Origin of the sequence: Enterococcus aquimarinus (assembly GCF_001885765.1) — a bacterium.
Lineage (GTDB): Bacteria > Bacillota > Bacilli > Lactobacillales > Enterococcaceae > Enterococcus_I > Enterococcus_I aquimarinus.
Window position 1 is genome coordinate 176,995 of record NZ_JXKD01000001.1, and the last position, 24,663, is coordinate 201,657.

The following is a 24,663-nucleotide window of genomic DNA, read 5'->3' on the forward strand; positions in this document are numbered from 1 at the left end:
TAAGAGGAGGAAGGCACTGTGCCTGAATTACCAGAAGTTGAAACCGTTCGAAAAGGTCTCGAACGGTTAGTCGTGGGCAAAACGATTGATACTGTCACCGTTTTATGGCCAAGAATTATTGAATTACCGGAAGTTCCACTATTTCAAGCTTTTTTAAGCGGTCAAGAAATCATAGGCGTACAACGACGCGGAAAGTTTTTGATTCTCAAATTAACGGACTTTGATTTAGTTTCTCACTTGCGAATGGAAGGGAAATACGAATATTTCCCTTCCGCACAAACGGCTATTCAAGATAAACATACGCACGTGATCTTTCAAATGCAAGATGGGAGTCAGTTACAATACCGTGATGTGCGTAAATTTGGTCGGATGGCGCTCGTTCCTAAAAATCAAAGTTCGGAATATAAAGGCATTAAACAATTAGGTCCGGAACCGTTAAGTCATGATTTTGATAAGATTGCCTTTCAAGAGGCGTTAAAAAAGAAAACAATGGCAATTAAACCGTTACTCCTAAATCAAAAAATCGTGGTTGGCTTAGGCAATATCTATGTAGATGAAGCATTGTGGTTAGCGAGTATTCATCCTGAGCGCTTAGCCAGTTCACTTACCGAGCGTGAGACAAGTCTTTTGTATGAGAGTATCATTGCGGTCTTAGGTCAAGCGGTTGAAGCGGGTGGGACGACGATTCGAACCTATGCCAATGCGTTAGGAGAAGCAGGGACATTTCAAGTATCGCTTCAGGTCTATGGTCAAACCGGTCAGCCGTGTGCTAGATGTCAAACGCCAATCCAAAAAATAAAAGTCGCGCAACGCGGCACCCATTTTTGTCCAACTTGTCAAAAAATAAAGAGGTGAGAAGATGACACGAGTGCTAGGATTGACAGGTGGTATTGCGACTGGGAAAAGTACGGTTGTGTCAATTTTTCGTGCTTTAGGATTTCCAATTGTCGATGGCGATGAGATTGCGCGCTTGATTGTTGAACCGGGAAAACCCGCCTTAGCAGCGATTGCGGATCATTTTGGTTCGGCAGTCCTTTTTGAAAATGGCGAACTCAATCGCAAAAAATTGGGCGAGATCATCTTTTCAAATCCGCCTAAACGCGAAGCATTAGATCAATTACTAGATCCATACTTACGCGAGGCGATCTTGCAGCAAGTGGCCGAAAAAAAACAAGAAGCGCCGCTGGTCATCGTCGATATCCCACTGCTGTTTGAACGAAAATATGAATCTGTGGTCGACCAAGTAGCGGTCGTCTATGTGCCAGAAAGTGTTCAGCTCACTCGTTTAATGGCGCGTGATCAGTTATCAGAAAATGAAGCATGGGCACGCATTCGCAGTCAATTACCGATTGACAGAAAAAAAGAGCAGGCAGCAGTCGTCTTTGATAATCAAGGAAGCGTCGACGCAACCAAAAAGCAAGTAATGGATTGGTTGAAACAAGAGCAATTTATTTCTTGAGAAAAAGAAAAGAAAAAATCGTTATTCACTTAGGTTCTAACATTTTAAAAAAACGATAAAAACTCTAGCGTATCTAGAGTTTTTTGTCATTAAATGAGAGCGATAGGAAGAAATCATGTTATAATATCCTTAAATAGAAAACTTCTTTGTTGGAGTATTCGAATAAAATGAAAATGAGGTGGGAAAATGCAATGTCCAAAATGTCATCACAATAATTCCAAAGTTGTTGATAGTCGTCAAGCGGACGATGGTCGTACCATTCGTCGTCGTCGAGAATGTGAAAATTGTGGGTTCCGATTTACCACTTTTGAAAGAATCGAAGAAACACCTTTACTCGTTATTAAGAAAAACGGTACCCGAGAAGAATTTAATCGTGAAAAAGTTTTGCGTGGACTCGTACGATCGGCTGAAAAACGTCCGGTAACGATGGATCAAATGGAAAAAATTGTCGATCAAGTCGAACGTAAAATTCGCGAATCTGGCGAAAGTGAAATCCCGACTAATTTAATTGGGGAATACGTCATGGAATATTTAGTTGATTTAGATGAAATTGCCTATATTCGTTTTGCAAGTGTGTATCGTCAATTCAAAGACATGTCCGTTTTCTTAAAGGAATTACAGGATATCGTTGAAAAGGCAAAGGATAAAAATGACGCGTAAAGGAGGAGTAAGATGCCTAATACGTGGGAAAAAATAACACCAAATACGATATATCAAGTATTCAAAGCGCTCCCTCTGACACAAGAAGGCAAGGATGGCCTCCTTTATTTATATCAACCGATTATTGGGGCCCAAGCGTTAGCCTTATATTTTCAGTTTTTAGGTGATGAAGCGGACTCAAACGAAAGTGAGTTCATCCATTTAGATTGTTTAAATGCCTTAAATATCGGGTTATCTCCTTTTTTAGAAGCGCGCAAACGCTTAGAAGGGATGGGTCTATTAACCGTTTTTGAAAAAGAGGATCCAGAATTCGGAAAAATGTACCTTTATCAATTAGAAGAACCACTCGTTCCACAAAAGTTTATAAAAGATGTCACGTATAGCTTTTTGCTACATCAAGCCGTAGGTGAACGAAAGTTTAAACAATTAACCCGTCGCTTTAAACCTAAAAAAATGAATATAGCCGATTATCAAGAAGTGACAGCTAACTTTACGACTGTTTATGGGAATCTTGATTTAAATCTATTTTCCCGTACTTCTGATCAATTGGAAAAAGTTGCAAAAGAATACGAACAAGCAAAAGAATCTGGTTTAAAGGTGGATTCTACGCAGCTAGATTGGCATTTCTTAATGGAGCTAGCGAACAAAAAATTTATTTCAAAAACGAATTTTACGAGTGATTTTAAAGCACAACTGACCGTATACGCGAACTTATATGGTTATAATGAACTCGAACTGGTAGACGATTTATTAGTCCAAGTCGTCGCACTTGATACAGGACTGGTTGATGCTAGACAACTCAAACAATTTGTCGAAAGAAAGCACCAAACGACATTTCAAAGACCAAGCATGCAGCCGGTTAGTGAAGAAGCAGATGTGCGTCGATTTAATTTACTTCGTCAAACGGGTTACTCTGAAAAAGATATTCAATTAATTAAACTGAGCGAAAAAACGGCACCGTATGATTTTTTAGAAGCAATTAAAGTGGAAAAGAAGAGTTATGTGACGGACAGTGAAAAATGGTTGTTGAAATCGTTAGTTGAACGAAGCCCATTACCAAACTCAGTGATTAATATTTTGATTCACTACGTCTTAGTTATCCAAGACAATAGTACATTGCAACCGAATTTTGTGAATACGATTGCGACGAATTGGTCTGAAAAAGGGTTTCAAAGTCCTGAAACAGCTATTCAATATGCGCGAGAATTTGTGAAAGAATCAAAAGAAAAACAAGCAGCTCGCGAACAAGTGAAAAATACACGTCCCAATAATTATTCGCGCCCACCGATTCGCAAAGAAACGTTGCCAGATTGGGCCATCAAGCCAAAAGTGACAGAAGAAAACCCCGAAAAACAAGCTGAAATTAATCAGCGCTTGCAAGCCTATTTAAAACGCAAAGAAGGTGAAAGTTAATGGAAAATGTCGGAAGAGAATTAAATAAGCTGATTGACCAACGCAATTATCGTGCGCGTTTTCAAGAGATGATGGCAGAAGTCCTAGCCAATCCTGAAGTGAAAAGCTTTATCGACGAAAACAAAGACTATTTGACGGAAATGGATATTGAAAAAAGTTATGCAAAATTATACGAATTCGTGCAAGAAAAACGAAAATTCGATGCGCAAGATCAACGGATGATTGCCCCTGGTTACGAACCGCAATTAATCTTGAATTTCCATTCAATCGATGTTACGTATGTCCCGACCCAAGACTTATTAGCACGGAAACATCAAGAAGAAGTCCGAAATCGAATTCATGCTGTTAATATGCCAAAAGATATTCAAGATGCACGGATTAGTAATTACGAAGGCACGACAGGACGCGGTGAAGCCTTAATGGCGAGTATTGATTTTATTGAGTCCTATACGGCAAATCCGAAACAATTTCACAAAGGGTTATATCTTGTCGGAAGTTTTGGCATTGGCAAAACCTACTTATTAGGTGCGATTGCGCGTGACTTAGCAGAAGCGGGGTATTCAACAACCCTCCTGCATTTTCCGACTTTTGCAGTGGAAATGAAGCAAGCAATTGGCAAAGATTTAGTAGGCGAAAAACTCAATGAGATTAAAAATGCGCCCGTTTTAATGTTAGATGATATTGGGGCGGATGCGATGAGTAGCTGGATTCGCGATGAAGTATTCGGTGTCATCTTGCAACATCGTATGCAAGAACAATTGCCTACTTTCTTTTCCTCCAATTTCACCATGTTAGAATTAGAACGCCATCTATCCGTGACACAACGTGGAGAAGAAGAACCACTAAAAGCGAAGCGAATTATGGAGCGCATTCGTTATTTAACAAAAGAAATTGAAATGACCGGTAAAAATCGCCGAAATCAATCATGAGGAGGATCAACACAGTATGAAAAAAATAATCAATGGTAGTTTAATCTTATTTTCAGTGATGTTACTAGGTGCCTGTACAACAACAACAAATACCGAATCGACTCAGAGTGAGTCGATGGTTGAAAGTAGCAATAGCATGTCTACAACGAAGGAGGAAGAAATCGTGACCATTTTTACAGCAACGGTTGAAAGTGTAACAGAATTAGAAACACAAGAATCAGCTGTCCAAATTTTACTAACCGATGTAGAAGCCGTGCAAGATTCCGAAAATGCGACGACTTCGTTTAATGACGGGGTGGCAATTAATGTTGATCCTACAACACTGGATTTTGATTTTAATGATCTAAAAGCGGGCGATAAACTGAAAGTATCGTTGGATCACCCAGCGATCATGACCATGTCCATCCCACCGCAAATTCCAGGGAATTCAATTCTTTCGGTGGAATTAGTGAAGTAATTTCTTTTTAAGAGTTGCGACGATTTCCTGTCGCAACTCTCTTATCATTTTATTTTGGAGGTTGTTTTTTTAGTGAATGAACAAGTTTTATCATCAAGGTTAATGCAAGTCGGAAAACAAGTTCCACTCGGTGCACGTTTAGCGGATATCGGTTCCGATCATGCTTATTTACCTACTTACTTAGTATTAAAGCAGCAAATTCCTTTTGCCGTTGCGGGAGAAGTCGTTAGAGGGCCATATGAATCGGCAAAGAAACAAGTAGCAAAAAACGGCTTAGAAAATCAGATTATTGTTCGGTTAGCAGATGGTCTCGCGGCAATCCATGCAGAAGATCAGATTGATGCGATTTCCATTGCTGGAATGGGTGGCGCCTTGATTCGCAACATATTAGAAAATGGTAAACAACAAGGACAACTAACAGGTAATGAAACCTTGATTTTACAACCCAATGTGGGTGAAGCAACGTTGCGAAACTGGTTGATACGAAATGACTATGAAATTCGTCATGAAGAAATACTAGAAGAAAATCAAAAAATTTATGAAATCATTGTAGCGATTCCCAGTGATCGTAACTTGTCGTATTCAAAGAAAGAGTTGTTTTTTGGACCGATTTTATTAAAGGAGCGATCGCTTATTTTCTTACAAAAATGGCAAAAAGAGTTAACGAATAAACAACGCGTGCTCAAAGAATTAACAAAAGCGCAAGAATTACCTCTGGAAAAAATAGCAGAAGTCAAAGAACAATTACAATGGATCGAGGAGGTCTTAGCATAATGGTGAATGGCTTAGAAGTGATTCGTCGTTTCGAAACGCGTTTCCCTTTATGGTTGGCAGAAGAAGGCGATCCGGTTGGATTACATATTGGAGAGCTTGATCGCAATATTGAGCGTATCATGGTTACCTTAGACGTTCGTCCAGAAGTCGTTGCAGAAGCAATCGAAAAGCAAGTCGATCTCATTATTGCAAAACATCCGCCAATTTTTCGTCCGATTCAGCGCTTGACGCCTGAAAATCCGCAAACTAAAATGTATTTGGATTTGATTAAGCATGACATTGCGGTTTATGCAGCACATACGAATATGGATATTGCTCAAAATGGCTTAAATGATTGGTTTTGTGAAGCTTTAGGAGTGGAAGTCGATCATTATCTAACAAAAACGCATGAAGTGGCTTTGCGCAAATTAGTCGTGTTTACACCAAAAGATAATGCTCATACGATGCGACAAGCATTGGGCGATGCGGGAGCAGGATCACAAGGCGAATACCATCATACGAGTTATTCCATGTCCGGTATTGGACGCTTTACACCTACTGAGTCGGCAGACCCGACCATTGGCGTAGCGCATCAACCGGAAGAAGTTTCTGAAGAAAGAATTGAAGTCATCTATCCTGAAACGATTGAACGTCAAGTGATAGAAGCGATGCTTGCGGTTCATCCTTATGAAGAACCTGCTTATGATATCCTCTCTTTACACAATCCGCCGCAGACTTATGGCGTCGGACGAGTAGGTTCGTTAAAAGAAGCCATGTCGCTTGATGATTTTGTTGAGAAAGTAAAACGTTGCTTTGATTTAGAGACACTACGCGTAATCGAACCAACGAATCCTAAAAAACACATTAAGCGCATTGCTATTTGTGGTGGTTCAGGTGAGAAGTTTTATGTTGATGCTTTAAAACACCGAGCAGATGTTTATCTTACCGGGGACGTCTACTATCATACAGCTCATGATATGCAAGCTGCAGGGTTGACTGTGATTGATCCTGGACACCATATTGAAGTGCTTTGTGTCCCTAAAGTAGTAGAAATATTAGAAAAATGGAAAAAAACAGAAGAATGGGATGTTGCGATTATTCCTTCCCGGACGAATACGAATCCTTTCCAAGATAGATGATAGATGAGGAGAAAAAGTAAAATGAAATATGACAATTTATTACCCCGTTTTTTACGTTATGTTCAAATTGAAACGCAATCAGATCCAACGAGCAAGACGACACCATCAACGCAATCACAAGTCGATTTTGCGATGATTCTAAAAAAAGAATTAGAAGAATTAGGCATGTCGGATGTTTTTTACAATGAAGCGAATGGTTTTTTAACGGCAACGTTACCTGCAAACACTGACAAGAAAGTCCCTTCGATTGGCTTTATTGCCCATTTAGACACGGCTGATTTTAATGCAGTGAACGTTCAACCAAAAATCGTCGAAAATTACGATGGTGAGTCAACGATTTCGTTAGATGCACAAGGGAAATACACGTTAAATATTGAGGATTTCCCTAACTTAAAAAATTATCAAGGACAGACACTAATTACAACGGATGGCTCCACGTTACTTGGAGCAGATGATAAATCGGGGATTGCAGAAATCATGACGGCCATGGAAGTCTTACTTGCAAACCCTGAAATCAAACATGGTGAAATTAAGGTTGCTTTTGGTCCTGATGAAGAAATTGGTGTGGGCGCGGATAAATTTGACGTCGCGCAATTTGCGGTTGATTTTGCTTATACGATGGATGGCGGTCCCGTGGGCGAATTGCAGTACGAGACGTTTAATGCTGCCCAAGCGGATATTACCATTTACGGTAAAAACGTTCATCCTGGCACGGCCAAAGATACGCTGATCAATGCAGTCTTATTAGGAATTGAATTTAACAATGCCTTGCCGGCTGATGAAGTTCCTGAAAAAACCGAAGGATCAGAAGGATTTTTCCATTTGATGAGCTTTGAAGGAAATCCAGAAGAAGCAAAATTATCCATTATTATTCGTGATCATGACCGTGAAAAATTCCAAGCACGCAAGGAACTTGTCCGCACCATTCAATCTCAAATCAATGCTCGTTTTAGCGAAGAACGTGTCCAAATGACGTTAGAAGATAACTATTACAATATGAAAGAAGTCATTGAAAAAGACATGAGCATTGTAGAACTGGCTAAAAATGCGATGATTGAATTAGGAATTACCCCAATTATTGAACCCGTCCGCGGTGGAACAGATGGTTCGAAAATTTCTTTCATGGGAATTCCTACACCAAATATTTTTGCGGGTGGCGAAAATATGCATGGCCGCTTTGAGTTTGTTGCGTTAGAATCGATGGAAAAAGCAACTGAGGTTATTGTAAAAATAGCAGAATTGAATGCGAAATAAATATATTTCATCTTTTCTTTAACTTTAAGTTACCTGCACAATAGCCTGATTAGATTCCCTTTTTCAGCTTTTCACGATAAGGCACCTGTCGCTTACGAAAAAACCATTATTTTCGCATAAATAATGGTTTTTTTTCTGTACACCTCCTCTAAAAATGGTATGATAAGAATGACTGACCAAGAAGGAAGTGGCGATTTGGCAACATCAAATAAGACAACAAATACGATGAAATTTTTAGTAAAAGTACTCATATTACTCATTTTTTTAGCATTTATCGCCTATTATCTACGTGCTTCTTTTGGAGATATTTTTCAGCAATTAGGTCAAACGAGTCTGCGTCTTTTGATTATTGTGACAAGCTTAGGAATGGGTTATTTATTTTTAGAAGGGAAGATGCTCAAAGAAACCGTTGCACCATTCTCTCAAACCTTTACGACCTGGAATGGCATGATGGCTTCCTGTTATACGGCTTTTTACCGACTGATTACATTTGGTACAGGAACGATTTTTGCAGAAATTAATTTTTATCATCGTAAACAAATGACGGTTTCTCAAGGTGTTGGCGTTGCGATTTTACGATTTATTTTTTTTAAGATTTCGACACTTACCATTGCTATAATCGCGTTAAGTTTGAGTTTTAGAGAATTATATGCCACGTCGCCTAGTTTTTTCTGGGTATTGATTATGAGTATACTGATTAATGCGGCACTCTCTGGAGGACTCCTTTTGGCGGCCTTATCAATCAAATTGCAAATTGGATTAATGAGTTTGTGCAATCGTTTTTTAAAAAATGACAAAGCACGTGCTGTAGTTGATCGAGGAAATATCCAAATTAATGCCTTAAGACGAATGTTACACGAAACGATGCAAAATAAAACGGTACTGTATAAAGTCTATTTTTGGAGTATCGTGAAAATTCTCGCGTGGTTTATTATTCCGTATGCCTGTTTAGTCAGTGATTATCCGGAAATAAATATTTTCTGGACGATTGGTTTAATTAGCTTTGTCACCGTGATTGCGGGTGTTATTCCTACGCCGGCTGGTATCGGTTCATTTGATTTTGCCTATCTAGTTGTTTTTAGAGCGTTAGTTGGAACTGTCGATGCGGCGTCTTCGTTGTTACTGTATCGTTACGCGACATTCTTGATTCCGTTTTTAGTAGGCCTAATCTATGTCGTTTCAACGAATGGGTTCATCAAGCGTGAGCTAAAAAAATAGAGTAAAAAGAGAAGGTGGATGCTCTTTTTACTCTATTTTTTCATTTTTTTTACAACATTGAAATGATTATAGTGCCTTCTTCAATAGCGATTATTTAAAAAGGTTTTTATTTGACCAATGTTGACCAATTGATTATAATAATAAATGAAGTTAAAACTTCAAGATGGGAGGAACAACTAAATGAATATTGAAAAAATGACTACCACTTTACAAAGTGCACTGTCTGAAGCGCAACAAGTCGCGATTACCCGTCATCATCAAGAAATTGATATCGTTCATTTATGGAAAATTTTTATGCAACCAAACCAATTTGCTCGTAACTTCTATGCAGATGCAGGTGTCGATGTGGATGCTTTTGAAACCGAAATCGACAAAGAACTCGATCGTCGACCAACTGTTTCTGGTGGGAATGTCCAATACGGGCAATCGATGAGTCAAAATTTATTTCAATTGTTTAATGAAGCCGATCAACTAAAAAATGCGTTTGGTGACGAGTATTTATCAACGGAAATCGTTGTCTTAGCCTTAATGCAATTAAAAAATTATGTCTTAACGAAATATTTAAAACAACGAGGAATAACTGAAAAAGAATTACGTAAAAATATTGAAGAAATTCGAGGAGGGGATCGTGTGACATCACAAAATCAAGAAGAACAATACAAAGCGCTTGAAAAATACGGTGTTGATTTAGTTCAACTTGTGAAAAATGGTAAGATGGATCCAATTATCGGACGTGATGAAGAGATTCGAGATGTGATTCGAATTCTAACCCGGAAAACAAAAAATAATCCGGTTTTAATTGGGGAACCAGGGGTCGGTAAAACGGCCATTGTTGAGGGTCTGGCACAACGAATTGTTCGTAAAGACGTACCAGAGAATTTAAAAGATAAAACCATTTTTTCATTAGACATGGGCTCGTTAATTGCCGGTGCGAAATTCCGTGGAGAATTTGAAGAAAGACTAAAAGCGGTCTTACAAGAAGTCAAAAAATCAGAAGGTCGTATTATTTTATTTATTGATGAAATTCATACAATCGTAGGAGCTGGAAAAACGGAAGGTAGTATGGATGCTGGGAATATTCTCAAACCAATGCTTGCCCGAGGAGAATTGCATACGATTGGCGCAACGACGCTCGATGAATACCGTGAATACATGGAATCAGATAAAGCGCTCGAACGTCGTTTCCAAAAAGTACTCGTTCAAGAGCCAACGGTCGAAGATACGATTTCGATTTTACGTGGACTGAAAGAACGTTTTGAAATTCATCATGGCGTAAACATTCATGACAACGCCTTAGTTGCGGCTGCCGTGTTATCTGATCGTTATATTACCGACCGCTTTTTACCTGATAAAGCCATTGATTTGATGGATGAAGCATCGGCGACAATTCGAGTGGAAATGAACTCCATGCCAACAGAGTTAGATCAAGTGATTCGTCGTTTGATGCAATTGGAAATTGAAGAAGCCGCTTTGAAGAAAGAGTCCGATGATGCTTCTAAAAAAAGATTAGGGGTTCTTCAAGAAGAGTTAGCTGAATTACGAGAAGAAGCCAATCAAATGAAGATGCAGTGGGAAACTGAAAAAGAAGAAGTCAATGTCTTATCCAATAAACGAGCAGAAATTGACAAAGCGAAACATGAATTAGAAGATGCGGAAAACAATTACGATTTAGAAAGAGCGGCGGTTCTACGTCATGGCACAATTCCGCAATTAGAAAAGGAATTAGCTGAGCTAGAACGAAAAAATCAACTCGAACAAGGGAAAATGGTCCAAGAATCTGTAACGGAAAATGAAATTGCAGTAGTCGTTGGTCGTCTGACCGGTATCCCCGTTACAAAACTCGTAGAAGGTGAACGGGAAAAACTGATGAAGTTAAATGAGACACTTCACCAACGAGTAATCGGTCAAGATGAAGCCGTGAATGCAGTGAGTGATGCCGTGATTCGCTCACGAGCAGGTTTACAAGATCCGAATCGTCCGCTAGGTTCGTTCTTATTCTTAGGACCTACTGGGGTTGGGAAAACGGAACTCGCTAAAGCGTTAGCGGAAAATCTATTCGATGCTGAAAATCATATGGTCCGAATTGATATGAGTGAGTACATGGAAAAACATGCGGTTTCTCGTTTAGTCGGAGCACCTCCAGGATATATTGGCTACGAAGAAGGTGGACAGCTTACAGAAGCAGTACGCCGCAATCCTTATACGATTGTCTTACTCGATGAAATTGAAAAAGCCCATCCAGATGTCTTTAATTTGTTATTACAAGTACTCGATGATGGACGCTTAACGGATTCAAAAGGTCGCGTAGTTGACTTTAAAAATACCGTATTGATTATGACAAGTAACATCGGTTCCCAACTCTTATTGTCAGGCGTAACTGCGCAAGGGCATATTTCTGAAGAAGTGGAAGAGCAAGTGTTGCAAACGTTACGTGGACACTTCAAACCTGAATTCTTAAATCGGATTGACGATACCATTTTATTTACGCCACTAAGCTTAGAAGATGTAAAAGGAATCGTTGAGAAGATTATTAGTCACTTAGCAACACGTCTTGCTCAACAAGAAATCTATTTAACTATTTCGGATGCAGCCAAAACGTGGTTAGCGGAGAATTCTTATGAACCTGCGTATGGTGCGCGACCGCTTAGACGTTTCATTACGAAAGAAGTGGAAACACCGTTGGCTCGAGAAATCGTCTCTGGTCGCGTGATGCCTAAGACGGAAGTGACGATAGAATTATTAAATGACCAATTAGTATTTGAAAATCGACCGGTAGAAGAAGAATAACGCGATTAAACATGAACAAAGAACGAAATAGAAGTACACAAAAAAAGACTCGCTGGAAATATATTTGTTTCTAGCGAGTCTTTTTTATTGTGTGTAGCAATTACCTAGTAATCGAAATAAAAGAGTAGGAATTATATGCCGTCATTGATATCTGTCGTTTCGACTTCGATCGGAGACTCGATAATCGGAGTTGTATCTTCACCTAACCAATTCATTGTGATGATTTTGATAATGGCTGCGATTGGAACGGCAAGAAACATTCCTAAAATACCAAAGTACGCCCCACCAATCGTGATAGAAATAATGATGATAATCGGATTTAAATTCAACGCGCCGGCCATAATCCGGGGGCCAATAACATTACCATCAATTTGTTGAAGGATCGTTAATGCAATTAACACGGCAAATGCTAAACTAGGGCCACTTGTAAAGAGTGTAACGATTGCTACAAAGATTGAAGCGAAAATCGATCCAAAGTAAGGAATCATATTCGAAACACCTAAAACGATTCCTAAGGTAATGGCAAACGGGACGCCTAAAACACTCAGAATAATCGACGATAAAAAGGCAATAATACAAGCATCTAAAAATTGAGAAGTAATAAACTTGTAAAAGACTTTATTTGTCGTATGAATCCAATATTTACTACTACTAAAGGCTTTTTCCGGTAATAACTTACCAAAAAAACGATTCGTGAAATCTAGAATGGATTCTTTAAAAACCAGCACATAGATTGAGATAACGAATGTTAGAAAACCATTTAAGACAAGTGATGAGAGACCAAGTGATAATTGGCCAATTGAAGCTAATGATTGCGTCCATTGATTCAACATTTTTTCTAAAGAGAACGCACCTAAAAGCGAAGCGATCAGATCATCAATTGAAAATAGTTTTTCTAATCCATTAATTTGGATTTTCGAGGCTAGATCAATTAAGTAATTGATAAACGTTGGGAGTAATCCCATCAAATCAATGATATTACTAATAAGTAGCGGAATCATATAGTTCAACGCTAAGAACAGAAGGAGGATCAACACAATGTATAACAAGAGAACACTCAATCCGTGTTTATTTTTTTTGATAAATTGATTGTTAGATTTCGCTAATAAAGCTTTGATTCGCTCTTGTGCGCCGTTTAACAAATAAGCCAAGGCAAATCCTAATATGAAAGGCGAAAGAACACTTACAAAGTTTTGTAGTGCCCCTAAGATTTCTTTGTAGTTTGTCACTACGCGATAGCCAATAATAACTAGCATTAAAAAGACAAAACGAATAATCCATTCATTCCAATTGACTTTAATTTTTTTCAAATGTCGTACCTCCGTATTTTTACTTCATCACCTAACAACCTATTATACTTGAAAAAAAGGCGAATGAAAACTACCAACGCAATGAATTTGACGAAAGGTGAGAGTGAATTGAAAAAAATGGAAGCTATTTTTGGGCTACTCAAACCATTTGATGGCTGCCTGGATGTTGATGTGGCGTATTTCATCGAAATCCACTTTTTCAGCATTAATGAAGAGTCCGCGATTATCATATCCTTGGATTTTCCCAATAACATCAGGATAATAATGACCATTGAGATCGCGGGCTTCTTTTTGAATACAGACTGCTACATTTTTTAAAACAGCACAGGCTACGATCTCATCGATTTCAAGGCTACTCATTTGTTTTTTTTGTGTAACAAGTGTATGTTCCTTTTTTTGAAACGCTTCTAACTGTGCCGTATGTTCGGCTAGATACATTCCAGCCCACTTCATGATTCCCCGATCGGTATAATTCTTGCCATAATTCATGTGAAAACCTCCTAATAATTAATATTTTTAACGGTTAGTGGCCGCCAATTTTTGTGGCACGACTCTTAGCGGTGGCACCTTCTAGTAATGAGCTAGCATACATTAAGCTACTAAATCCATATTTTTCTCTGATTTTATCTTGTAAATGATTGAGTTTTGCTTGATTGAGTTGCTCGTATGGATCCGTAAACAGATCAAGTTGAAGACTGATATCTTGAACGAGCTTCGTGCATCCCACGCTCACTTGTCTTACTGGTTTTCCTATTTGATACGAGGAATCAAACAAATAAAAAAGGTAGTGCGTCATTTCTTTTTGATCATTCGTTGCTGGAATCTTTAAATGTTTTGAAAATCCTTTTTCACGTTCTGTTTTAGAATACCCAATACTTAAGTAAAGACACTCTGTTTTAACATGTGATTGTCTTAAGCGCGAGGCCACTAAATCACTCATTTCTTGAATAATGACTTTAATTGTTGAACGATTATCATAATCAGTTAATAAAATCTGTGAATGACTCAAACTTTTGTCACTTGGCTGATAGATGTCTCCAATTTGGCTGCGATCAATTCCATTTGCATGAGCATGGAGTTGCACACCCAGCGCACCCATCGATTGTTTCAATAGATAAGGATTATAATGCGCAAGTTCCTCAACGGTTCGAATGCCTTTATCGAGTAGTCGTTTTTTTGTTTGATGACCAATACCCCAAAAATCGCTTAACTCTTTTATTTTCCAAACGGTTTGTGCGATTGTCTCATAGCGCCATTCCGCGATAGCATTTGCATTTTTTTTGGCCGCATTATCTAATGCAAGCTTTGCGAGTAACATGTTGTCTCCAATACCGATTGCCGTAGGAATACCCGTTTTTTTTAAAATTTGACGCATGATCGCTAGTGCAAAAAGTTTCACATCAGTGTGATGATAGAGTTTTTTGACATAATCATAGCGAATAAATAATTCGTCGATGGAGTAGACATGCATATCTTCGACCGGGACGTACTGTGTGATGGTTTCCATCATTTGTAAGTTCATCTCAATATATTTTTGCATTTGAGGAGGGGCGATGATTAAATCCGGATGATCAGGTAATTCGAATCGTCGAGTGACGTTGGAAATTCCGAGAACTTCCTTTGCTTTAGGGGAAGCAGATAAAATTAATCCCCCTGGGCGATCACCACCACTCATCACTACAAGCATCGTTTCTAACGGATTGAGTCCACGTAGCACAGCTTCACAACTTGCATAAAAAGATCGACAATCAATACAAAGATAATCACTTCGAGGCTCATCATCATAATTAAAATACATCGATTGTTCTCCTTTCGTTCGCTTATTACACTAATTATACGAACGTTTGTTCTGTTTGTGAAGGGGAACAAATAATTAAATCTTTAGAAGACAGAAAAAAGCCGTAGAAAATGATACATTTTCTACGGCAGAGAGATTCTTTTATTGTTGTTCGTTGAAATAAGCGAGGCAATCGTTTGATGGAGTCATTTCCCTTTTCGAATGATTGGTCAATAAGCAAACGATAGATTTTACTTGGGAAGGGGAAGTAGATTATCTTTTAGGCGCTCTATAGCCTGCGTTTTCTGCTTCACTAATGGTTTTAAACCATTGAGCCACATTTGTTGTTTTATGATAATACGTACTTCCTGGAAGATGATAAATTCCAGAATTGGAGCCTTTAATAGTTCCTTGGTCATTCGCATCAACATACTGCGTTTCTTGTGATTGAGTAGTAGCTTCTATTTGTTCAGCTTGTACACTAGCATCCTCGGCAGCAATGCGATCTTGATCCGCTTTTTCAGTAGCAATACGATCTTTCTCAGCTATTTCTTCTTCCGTGACGCTTGATCCGTCAGCATAATTTAATTCAACGTCGTCTTGAATATTGAAGATATACACGTTAAAGCGAATCGTATCATCATTGACGGATTTTGCCATTAAATGAACACCACGAGCTAACAGTTCATTATCTTTAAATATAGGAGTGACAGAGTAGCGGACGTAATTGTTTTTATCTTGTTCTAGGTAGTATTTAATATCCATTTCATGACGGAGCATTTCAGGATTATTTAACTGAGTAGTAGCTGTAATAAGATTCTTCCAATTGTCGTTTTCGCCAGAAAGAGCAAAGCCGATGAGGTGAGAGCGATTGTATAAATAACTCTTACCTAATTTCTTGTTTTTCCATCCAGTAGGCTCGACATTCGAAATGTCCCCACGTTTTTCAGTAGGCATTAAATCTTGATTTAACATCGCTTCGGCAGATGTAGCACGATTTAACTTATCAAGCTCTCCATACGTTTCCCAACTGCCGTTTTCTAATGAAAGGTCGAGAGGGCCGAAGATAGGCTCGTTGTCGTTTATTTCGATGGTTTGTGTACCGTCATATTCTAAATCGGCGAGCGTCGCTCTTAAATCTTGGAGCTCTGAATCGAATCTCGCTTGCTCATTTTTTTGGGAGAGGGCTAAAGATTCAGCCTCGATTTTTTGTTGTTCGAGGGTGTCTAATTCGTCAGATTCAGAAGTTGATTCAGCTGCAATTTGTTCATTCGTGTCATCTGTCAAACTTTCTGAAGGAGGCATATTTATGCCAAAACCAATAATTCCAATAATGAATGCAGCGCTTGAGGCTAAAATAATTTTCTTAGCATCTTTTTTAACTGTTTTATTTTTTATCAGCTTATTCGTGAGGCTTTGAAAAAAACCATAGCCAATTCCTCCCATACTTGCTATCGTTAATAATAAAAATAAATTTTCCATAATAGCCTCCTAGATATCGTTCGCTTACGATGAAAGAATAAAAGAGTGAAAATCACTAAAATAAAAGAAGCGATTGTATTAGAAATCGCTTCTTTTATTTTTATTTAGTTTAGTCATAAAGAAATTAGCTGAAATAACCTGGAAATCTTTGCAGTTTCTTTTTCTTTAAAATTAGTAGCCATTATTTTCGGTTGTTATTACACAAAAAATAGGATGGCAAAATGGCGGCAAAACAAGTGAGAGTGACAAACTGTTTCCAATCACTTTCAAACAAACGTTGATACGAAAGCCTAGGCATCGTCATCCATTTTCAGAACGGCCATGAAGGCATCTTGAGGGACTTCTACTGAACCGATTTGTTTCATTCGTTTTTTCCCTTGTTTTTGTTTTTCTAATAATTTACGTTTACGAGAGACGTCTCCGCCATAACATTTTGCTAGCACGTTTTTACGTAATGCTTTAATGTCTGAACGAGCAACAATTTTTTGTCCAATGGCTGCTTGGATAGGTACTTCAAATTGTTGACGCGGGATTAGTTTTCTTAGTTTTTCAACGATTGCTTTTCCTCGTTCGAAGGAGAAGTTACGGTGAACGATAAAACTTAACGCATCGACTTTTTCGGCATTTAACAAGATATCCATCTTGACTAAATTACTTGGACGATAGCCAGAAATTTCATAATCAAGTGACGCATATCCTTTTGTACTGGACTTTAATTTATCAAAGAAGTCATAAACGATTTCAGATAATGGAATATCGTAGATAACATTGACACGAAATTCATCGAGGTAATCCATTGTAACAAAATCGCCACGTTTTCTTTGAGCGAGTTCCATTACAGCACCGACGTACTCATTTGGCACCATGATTTGGGCTTTAACGTAAGGTTCTTCCACGTTTTCAATGCGTACTGGATCCGGGAATTCAGCAGGGTTATCAACGACGACCGTGCTTCCATCGGTTAAGTTGACATGATAGACAACGGACGGGGCAGTCGTAATCATATCTAAATTAAACTCACGCTCTAAGCGTTCTTGGATAACATCCATATGCAACAGACCTAAGAAACCACAGCGGAAACCAAATCCAAGTGCTTGAGAAGACTCTGGTTCAAATTGTAACGCCGCATCGTTTAATTGTAGTTTTTCAAGTGCTTCTCTCAGATCATTGTATCGTGAGTTATCGATAGGATAGAGACCACAATAAACCATTGGCGTCATTTTACGATACCCTTCGAGTGCTTTTTCTGCGGGATTATTGGCAAGTGTAACGGTATCACCGACTTGAGTATCTTTAATCGTTTTAATTGCAGCTGTGACATAACCCACGTCACCAACCATTAAGTAGTCACGCTCAACGGCTTTTGGTGAAAAGACACCAACTTCTGTCACATCAAACGTTTTGCCGTTACTCATCAATTGAATTTTATCACCTGGTCGGACGACACCATCAATGACACGAATATTTAAGACAACACCACGATAAGCATCATAGATAGAGTCGAAGATTAAAGCTTTTAAAGGCGCATCAACGTCTCCGGAAGGGGCAGGAACTTTTTCAACAATTTGTTCCAAAATTTCTTCAATTCCAATACCGGCTTTAGCACTGGCTAATACTGCTTCACTAGCATCAAGTCCAATCACATCTTCAATTTCTTTTCTGACTCTTTCAGGATCAGCCGCAGGTAAATCGATTTTATTAATGACTGGTAAAATTTCCAAGTCGTTGTCTAACGCGAGGTAAACGTTCGCTAAAGTCTGTGCCTCAATCCCTTGCGCAGCATCAACGACTAAAATCGCTCCTTCACAGGCAGCTAAACTACGAGAAACTTCGTAGGTAAAGTCGACGTGTCCGGGGGTATCGATTAAGTGGAATGTATACGTTTCTCCGTCTTTTGCAGTATAATTAAGTTCGACCGCATTTAATTTGATCGTAATACCACGTTCTCTTTCTAAATCCATGGAATCAAGCAGTTGCGCTTGCATTTCACGCGAAGTCACAGTAGCGGTTTGTTCCAAAATACGGTCTGCTAGTGTAGACTTTCCATGGTCAATATGAGCAATAATCGAAAAGTTTCGAATCAACTGCTGGCGTTTTTTCATTTCATCTAAAGTAGTCATTCATTTATTCCTCATTTCTATTAGTCAGCTCTTTCATTATACCAACGAAAGAATGAGAATAAAAGCCTTTTGTTATAACATTCGTTTGAAAAAGATAAACAATTGATGGAGTTTTTGTTATACTATAAAAAAAGTATCAATGGAGTGAACGTAGATGGAGCGAAAATTTGCTGAAGGATTAGAAATTAGAGTCTTAGAAGAAAAAGATCTCAATCAATTTAACGAATTATTAAGTTATGTTTTCCAAATTACAGAATCCGATATTGAAGAGAGTGGTTATGCTGATAAGAGAGAAATGATCAAATCTAAAAAACCAATTTTATTGTATTCCAAAGTTTTTGGTTGGTTTGATCAAGATCAGTTGATTTCACAAATTGCCATTTATCCGTGTGAAGTGAATATCCATGGGAAACAATACAAAATGGGCGGCATCACCGGCGTGGGTACCTATCCGGAATATGCTAGACAAGGATTAATCCTGGAACTGGTGAAAGTGGCTTTAGAGAGTATGCGTGCGGAGAAACAATGGATTTCTTATTTATATCCGTATAGTATTCCTTATTATCGGGCTAAAGGATGGGAAATCATGTCGGATAAATTATCATTTAGCATTCGCGATACCCAGTTACCGAAACACGTGAACGTTTCAGGAACAGTTGAAAGACATGTCGTTGATCATGTAGATGTTATCCACGTTTATCAGCAATTTGCCGAAAAAAATCACGGTGCTTTAAGTCGAACGGATTTCCACTGGGAAGAATATTGGCGTTATGAAAATGAAGAAGAACGAACTGCAGCTGTTTATTATGATGCATCAGGTGTTGCAAAAGGGGTTCTTTTTTATTGGGTAGCCGAAGAAGTTTTTCACGTGAAAGAAATGTTTTATTTAAACCAAGAGGCAAGAAATGGGCTATGGAATTTTATTGGGGCTCATTTTTCGATGGTTTATCGCATTGAAGGTGATATTTATAAAAACGAACCATTATCTTTCTTACTTGAAGATAGTAAAATTAAAGAAACGATTGAACCGTATTACATGGCTCGAATTGTCGATGTGGAAGAATTCTTAAAAGTCTTTCCGTTTAAGTCTTTTAAAAGTTCGTTTCATTTTGTTGTCTCTGATCCGTTAGCGGAGTGGAATCGTGGTGTTTTTGGATTGCGTTGGGATGAAGAAACGAATCAAGTAGAAGTTCTTCGTGAGGCAATTGGTGAAGCGGTACATCTTGATATTCAAACGCTCACTTGTTTATTAATGAATTATCGTAGGGCAGCTTATTTGTCACTTGTCGAGAGGATTCAAACGAGTAAAAGTACGTTGCGGATATTAGAAGAGATTATTCCTGATAACACGCCATATTTCAGTGACTACTTTTAATGAAAGACTTATCTGACGATTAAAAGACCTTTTAAAAAATGGGGACATGAAGGAGAAAAAAGATGAATATTTATTTTGCAGCACCGATGTTTGCCGAAAGCGAACGATTGTATAATACCTTTATTGTTGAGGAAATTCGTAAAGCTTATCCACAATTAGCAATCTATCTCCCACAAGAAAATTTAGCGATTAATGACAAAACAGCTTATGCTAATAGCGAAATGATCGCTCTGGCAGACACGAATAAAATTCTCGAAAGTCAATTAATGATTGCTGTTTTAGATGGTTTAGCCATCGATCCAGGTGTGGCTTCTGAAATCGGAGTAGCTTATGCGAAAAGGATTCCGATTATTGGGTTATATACGGATTCTCGTCAACAAGGAGGAACACATCCTAAAAAAATTGCGGCTTTAAATGAAATTGCTGAAAATCAATTCCATTATTTAAATCTTTATACAACCGGTCTCATCAAGTTAAATGGTGAAATTGTTTCTGACAAAGAGGCGTTGTTACAGGCCTTAGAACAAAAAATATAAAAAAGAAAAGACTCGATGCTTATTGATAAAAAGCATCGAGTCTTTTTTCGATGATCGTCAAGTCATTCGCGGAAAAAGTCGGTTCTACTAAAATGATTTTTTCTTTTTTAAAAAAATGAGTATCATGATACGTTGTGATAATAAAATCAGCGTTTTCTTGGTTTTGTGTAAAAGTTATTCGGTATTTTTTAGATAAGGTACTTGCGGTTTTAAAAGTCATCCATTTTTCGAGTTTGGGCATTAGATACGTATCAATAAACAGGCTGACTTGGGGCAAATAATGATTCCATGGTACAAAAGTTTCACAAATAAATAAGGCATTCACTTGAGCGTGTAGTAGATTAAACAAAGGATGGCACTGGGTGTATCCTTGCCAAAAAGTTGAAAACACTTGAAAATAGCGAGGATAAGACACTTCTAATGTCTTTAAAATACTTAAGGTATACGTATTGGAAAAAGTGTCATTCACTTTTAAAAGATTCAAGGTTACATACTCACGGAGTAATTCATAGTGGAGAAGATCCTCTTGTTCTTTTTGTAAAGGAGAAAAATAGGTCTGAAAAAGAATTCTCCAGTTCAAGTACAGCGCATTTGTCCGAAAAGAACGTTTAAAAGACTCTTCGATTGAAAATGGAGCAGGTGAAAAAGGAATACTGTGAATACTCAATAGCAAAAATATCCAGTCATTTTCCTCCCAATGTAATAGAAAATAAGGTTTTTTAGGAAACTGAATCGCTTGAAGTAGGACTTTTTCTTCTTTTTGAAAAAGAATTTTCCGGGAACGTTTGATTGCTTGTTCATTCACAAATGAAATGATAGCAATGGTTTCTAAATAATGGTAACTAACGGGAAGCTGTAGATAATCCATGATTTTTTTTGCTTGTTTTAAATAAAAAATTGAATTATCGATCCATGCAATCGTCGAAATTTGTCGATGCGCTAATGACACCATCGCAATTAGCAGCGAACGTCTTCTTTTTTCACTACCAAATAACTTTATTTGATTTGAAACGGTAATGTGTAGGTCATAGTCATTAATAAAACCGTTGATTACCGCGATTTTCCGGCGCATGTGAGAGTGGCTAATCGCGAATTGCTCACATAACTCTTCAGTATTGAGTACATTCTCATAAATAAATTTTTGACTAATTTGATAGGGAAGCTCTTTAGTAATAAGACGCTCTATTATTTTTTGGAGAGTGGTTGTTTCACGGATTAGTTCAATTCCGTTTCGACGATCAATAATTAGTTGTACTTCTTCTTGTAGGTAACAATTCTTAATTTCTTGTTGCAATTCATGACATTTTTTTTGAAGTGTTGAAAGACTGATTTGTGGGAAGGCAACAAGTATTTCATGAAAATAAAGTGCCCCCGTATGGTTATCTAGTAATTCTAATAAATCAATTTTTAGCCAGACATCTTTTGTCATTCGAAGCAAAACGATATAACCACCTTTATAGTTAAAATTAATAGCATATGATGCGATTCACTTAAAGTATCGGCTACTCGAGTAATAGTTTAAGTAACTGATTGTATTTAGAAGTCTTGATTACTTGTTAAAATAAAAAAGTTATTTTATAGACTTTTAAACCATTTTCTTAAGAAGATTAAGGATAGAAGAATAAGGCTAATAAAAAAAGTATTGATAACAGAAAGTGATATCTGTTATCAATACTTAAAAATGGCATTGGTAATATGACTAGGCGGATAAAAAAAGATTACCGCGGGGGTTGATTATTAAATTTTGCTTGTTGTTGTGTCGCAGTTAATTCAATGATTGCTTCCTCATCAAGAAAGACTTTTTTCTTAGGGTGTTCAGGATTCACTTCCGCATCTTCTAAGTCGACATCAGGTGATTCATCTAAATTTAGTTCTTTTTCCATCTTATCTAATTTTGCAAAAGGACGTTCTTCTCTTGTTTCTTCCGCCAATTTATTTAAGCGTTCTGTAGAATCAGGCATCATTATTTCCTCCTTCAAAATAAATTCATGGTACACTTGTATTCTATCAAGAAAATGGTAATTACACAAAGAAAGAGCTTTCATAATCGTTGTCTTTTTTCTTACTTTCTTCTTTTGATAAGATGTGCTATCTTTTTTAGAAGGAGGAGGATTATGAGAGGAAATACGATCAGACCCTTTACGACGCAAGAGATTGCTTTTTTATCATTGCTGACAGCTGCTTGTGTGGTGGGGCGCTTAATGTTTCAATTTATTCCGAATGTACAACCGATGACGGCGCTACTGATTATGATTGCCTTGCATTTTGGCTTTTCACGAGGTGTGATCGTCACTGTACTTTCGCTTTTGATTACGAATTTTTATTTAGGGATGGGAATCTGGACTTTTTCGCAAATTATAGGTTTTTCCCTGATTCTTTTATTCGCTTGTTTGTTAAATTCCGTTCCCTTTTTCAATCGTTTTATTTGGATTCAGGCGATTTATAGTTTGCTGGCAGGTTATCTCTACGGCTTCGTTTTAGCGGTGATTGATACGCAAATTTACGGGTTGACTAATTTTTGGGCGTATTACCTTGCAGGTCTTTCATTTGATACGTTGCACGGATTAGGGAATTTTGGTTTTTATATTCTGCTAGCACCGGTCTTTCAACGTCTCATGAATAACAAAAATAACCAAAAGAAGAGGCTATGACAACAGTCATAGCCTCTCTTAGTGCTACCCACGAGTAATCAAGATTTGTGCTTTTAGAGAAATTCGTAGTACTATTTGTTTGGATTTCGTATTCGTTTCTTAGAAGAAAAAAACTTTTGATGTACCTTTATTTATTTCCGTCGTGGATTTTTAAAGGTCTCAAATGCTTCAGTAATTTCGAGCAAGACTTCTGGATCGGTTTCTTTGACTTGTAATTGTTCGAATAATCCAATCGTTTCTTTTGGATCGCGTTTGGTCAGTTCAGTGATTGCCCAAACGGCTGTCCCACGAATGACTGGCCGTGGATCGTCTAGACAGTTAATGATGGCTGGTAGTGATTCCCGACCGCCCAAATTGGCTAAGGCAATCAGCGCATTTCTTTGGAGTGGTTTTTTACCACGCCACGATCCGGCAAGTCGTCCAAATTGCGCTTTAAATTCTCGATTAGAAAGCGTTAAAATCGGTTCAAGCTTTGGAAAAACTTCGTCGACGATAGGTTCCATTTCTGGATGAAAGTGAGAATCAATTCCTTGATTATAGGGACAAACAAGCTGACAAATATCACATCCGTAGAGCACATTTCGTGTTTTTTTACGAAACTCACGCGGCATCATTCCTTTGGTCTGCGTTTGATAAGACAGACATAGCTTGGCGTTCATTCGACCATCCCCTAAGAGGGCTTTCGTTGGACAAGCGGTAATACAACGCGTGCAATCACCACAGCCATTTGGGACCGGTTCGTCAGGTTCAAATTGAATATTGGTCGTAATTTCACCGAGGTAAACGAAAGAGCCAAATTCTTTGGTAATCAATAAACCATTCAGTCCAATGAAGCCTAACCCTGCGCGTTGGGCGACAGCCACATCGACATATTCTCCAGTATCGACTTGCGGTGAAAAACGCCATTTGTTTTTTTCTTCTTCGGAACTTGCTTCACTTTCGATATAAGCAACCAACTTTTTGAGTCGATCTTGCAAAATCGAGTGATAGTCTTCCCCCCATGAAGCTCGGGCAAATTGACCACGCTTCACATCGCGCGGGACTTCCCCGTGGAATTTATTCGGATACGCTAAGGCAATCGAGATAATGCTTTTGGGTTGTTCAAACGTTAACTCGGGATACAGACGCTCGTCAATATTTTGATGTTCGAATCCCGAAGTAAAGCCTTTTTCTTTTTGTTCCATTAAGGACTCTTTTAAATGATCAAAGGGTTCAGCCGTCGCAAAGCCAATTTTATCAATTCCTAATTCTTTGCTTTTTTGAATAATTTTTTCTTTTAAGCTTAACAAGTCAAGCACCTCCAAAGCGATTCTTTTTTCTACTATAGCATATTTTTTTGGTTT

General features: G+C 38.1%; 22 protein-coding genes. 14 read left to right on the forward strand and 8 right to left on the reverse strand.

The genetic code is table 11. From position 1 onward, the window contains the following. Positions 1–18: 18 nt before the first annotated feature. The 11 genes from mutM (at position 19) to clpB (ending at position 12,069) form a co-directional block, all read left to right on the forward strand. Entirely contained in the window at positions 19–855 is an 837-nt protein-coding gene (gene mutM, locus RU93_RS00885; RefSeq protein ID WP_071873728.1) for a DNA-formamidopyrimidine glycosylase, read from the forward strand. 4 nt (positions 856–859) lie between these two features. Then, positions 860–1,459, forward strand: coding sequence for a dephospho-CoA kinase (coaE, locus tag RU93_RS00890; RefSeq protein ID WP_071873729.1), 600 nt, complete (start codon positions 860–862; stop codon positions 1,457–1,459). 186 nt (positions 1,460–1,645) lie between these two features. Next, positions 1,646–2,119 carry a transcriptional regulator NrdR gene (nrdR, locus tag RU93_RS00895; RefSeq protein ID WP_071873730.1) on the forward strand — a complete coding sequence of 158 codons (474 nt, stop codon included), beginning with the start codon at positions 1,646–1,648 and terminating at the stop codon, positions 2,117–2,119. 12 nt (positions 2,120–2,131) lie between these two features. Further along, positions 2,132–3,532: a replication initiation and membrane attachment family protein gene (locus RU93_RS00900; RefSeq protein WP_071873731.1), complete on the forward strand. Its 1,401-nt coding sequence runs from the start codon at positions 2,132–2,134 to the stop codon at positions 3,530–3,532. Further along, positions 3,532–4,461 carry a primosomal protein DnaI gene (dnaI, locus tag RU93_RS00905; RefSeq protein WP_071873732.1) on the forward strand — a complete coding sequence of 310 codons (930 nt, stop codon included), beginning with the start codon at positions 3,532–3,534 and terminating at the stop codon, positions 4,459–4,461. The genes RU93_RS00900 and dnaI overlap by 1 nt, the downstream gene beginning before the upstream one ends. A gap of 16 nt (positions 4,462–4,477) precedes the next feature. After that, complete coding sequence (locus RU93_RS00910; RefSeq protein ID WP_071873733.1) at positions 4,478–4,918, forward strand: hypothetical protein; 441 nt, start codon at positions 4,478–4,480, stop codon at positions 4,916–4,918. Positions 4,919–4,990: 72 nt separating this feature from the next. Next, on the forward strand, positions 4,991–5,692 hold the full coding sequence (locus RU93_RS00915; RefSeq protein ID WP_071873734.1) for a tRNA (adenine(22)-N(1))-methyltransferase: 702 nt from the start codon (positions 4,991–4,993) through the stop codon (positions 5,690–5,692). Continuing rightward, positions 5,689–6,810, forward strand: coding sequence for a Nif3-like dinuclear metal center hexameric protein (locus RU93_RS00920; RefSeq protein ID WP_084131106.1), 1,122 nt, complete (start codon positions 5,689–5,691; stop codon positions 6,808–6,810). The genes RU93_RS00915 and RU93_RS00920 overlap by 4 nt, the downstream gene beginning before the upstream one ends. A gap of 21 nt (positions 6,811–6,831) precedes the next feature. Continuing rightward, positions 6,832–8,064, forward strand: a complete 1,233-nt coding sequence (gene pepT / locus RU93_RS00925) for a peptidase T (RefSeq protein WP_071873736.1) — start codon at positions 6,832–6,834, stop codon at positions 8,062–8,064. A gap of 168 nt (positions 8,065–8,232) precedes the next feature. After that, the gene (locus tag RU93_RS00930) at positions 8,233–9,282 is read left to right on the forward strand and encodes a lysylphosphatidylglycerol synthase transmembrane domain-containing protein (RefSeq protein WP_169818071.1); all 1,050 of its coding nucleotides are present in this window, start codon (positions 8,233–8,235) and stop codon (positions 9,280–9,282) included. A gap of 180 nt (positions 9,283–9,462) precedes the next feature. Continuing rightward, positions 9,463–12,069, forward strand: coding sequence for an ATP-dependent chaperone ClpB (clpB, locus tag RU93_RS00935; RefSeq protein WP_071873737.1), 2,607 nt, complete (start codon positions 9,463–9,465; stop codon positions 12,067–12,069). Positions 12,070–12,200: 131 nt separating this feature from the next. On the opposite strand, the gene RU93_RS00940 is transcribed toward clpB, so the two are convergent. The 5 genes from RU93_RS00940 to lepA all read right to left on the reverse strand — a co-directional run bounded on the left by RU93_RS00940 (position 12,201) and on the right by lepA (position 18,758). After that, entirely contained in the window at positions 12,201–13,379 is a 1,179-nt protein-coding gene (locus RU93_RS00940; protein WP_084131083.1) for an AI-2E family transporter, read from the reverse strand. Positions 13,380–13,514: 135 nt separating this feature from the next. Beyond that, positions 13,515–13,868 (reverse strand): hypothetical protein, encoded by a 354-nt coding sequence (locus tag RU93_RS00945; RefSeq protein ID WP_071873738.1) that lies wholly within the window; start codon positions 13,866–13,868, stop codon positions 13,515–13,517. A gap of 34 nt (positions 13,869–13,902) precedes the next feature. After that, positions 13,903–15,177, reverse strand: a complete 1,275-nt coding sequence (locus tag RU93_RS00950) for a Y-family DNA polymerase (protein ID WP_071873739.1) — start codon at positions 15,175–15,177, stop codon at positions 13,903–13,905. A 252-nt stretch (positions 15,178–15,429) separates the two neighbouring features. Beyond that, a complete protein-coding gene (locus RU93_RS00955; RefSeq protein ID WP_071873740.1) occupies positions 15,430–16,638 on the reverse strand; it encodes a DNA/RNA non-specific endonuclease in 1,209 nt (402 codons plus the stop codon). Between the two features lie 290 nt (positions 16,639–16,928). After that, a complete protein-coding gene (gene lepA, locus RU93_RS00960) occupies positions 16,929–18,758 on the reverse strand; it encodes a translation elongation factor 4 (RefSeq protein WP_071873741.1) in 1,830 nt (609 codons plus the stop codon). Positions 18,759–18,912: 154 nt separating this feature from the next. On the opposite strand from lepA, the gene RU93_RS00965 reads away from it, so the two are divergent. Then, the gene (locus RU93_RS00965) at positions 18,913–20,133 is read left to right on the forward strand and encodes a GNAT family N-acetyltransferase (RefSeq protein ID WP_071873742.1); all 1,221 of its coding nucleotides are present in this window, start codon (positions 18,913–18,915) and stop codon (positions 20,131–20,133) included. A 62-nt stretch (positions 20,134–20,195) separates the two neighbouring features. Next, the gene (locus RU93_RS00970; RefSeq protein ID WP_071873743.1) at positions 20,196–20,669 is read left to right on the forward strand and encodes a nucleoside 2-deoxyribosyltransferase; all 474 of its coding nucleotides are present in this window, start codon (positions 20,196–20,198) and stop codon (positions 20,667–20,669) included. A gap of 19 nt (positions 20,670–20,688) precedes the next feature. Here RU93_RS00970 and RU93_RS00975 read toward each other — a convergent pair whose 3' ends face one another. Beyond that, positions 20,689–22,098, reverse strand: a complete 1,410-nt coding sequence (locus RU93_RS00975) for a helix-turn-helix domain-containing protein (RefSeq protein WP_245785353.1) — start codon at positions 22,096–22,098, stop codon at positions 20,689–20,691. Positions 22,099–22,387: 289 nt separating this feature from the next. Continuing rightward, on the reverse strand, positions 22,388–22,630 hold the full coding sequence (locus tag RU93_RS00980) for a hypothetical protein (RefSeq protein ID WP_071873745.1): 243 nt from the start codon (positions 22,628–22,630) through the stop codon (positions 22,388–22,390). A gap of 153 nt (positions 22,631–22,783) precedes the next feature. Between RU93_RS00980 and RU93_RS00985 the strand changes: the two genes are divergently transcribed. Next, positions 22,784–23,320 (forward strand): ECF transporter S component, encoded by a 537-nt coding sequence (locus tag RU93_RS00985; RefSeq protein WP_071873746.1) that lies wholly within the window; start codon positions 22,784–22,786, stop codon positions 23,318–23,320. A 131-nt stretch (positions 23,321–23,451) separates the two neighbouring features. Here RU93_RS00985 and queG read toward each other — a convergent pair whose 3' ends face one another. Beyond that, entirely contained in the window at positions 23,452–24,609 is a 1,158-nt protein-coding gene (queG, locus tag RU93_RS00990) for a tRNA epoxyqueuosine(34) reductase QueG (protein WP_071873747.1), read from the reverse strand. Positions 24,610–24,663: the final 54 nt, after the last annotated feature.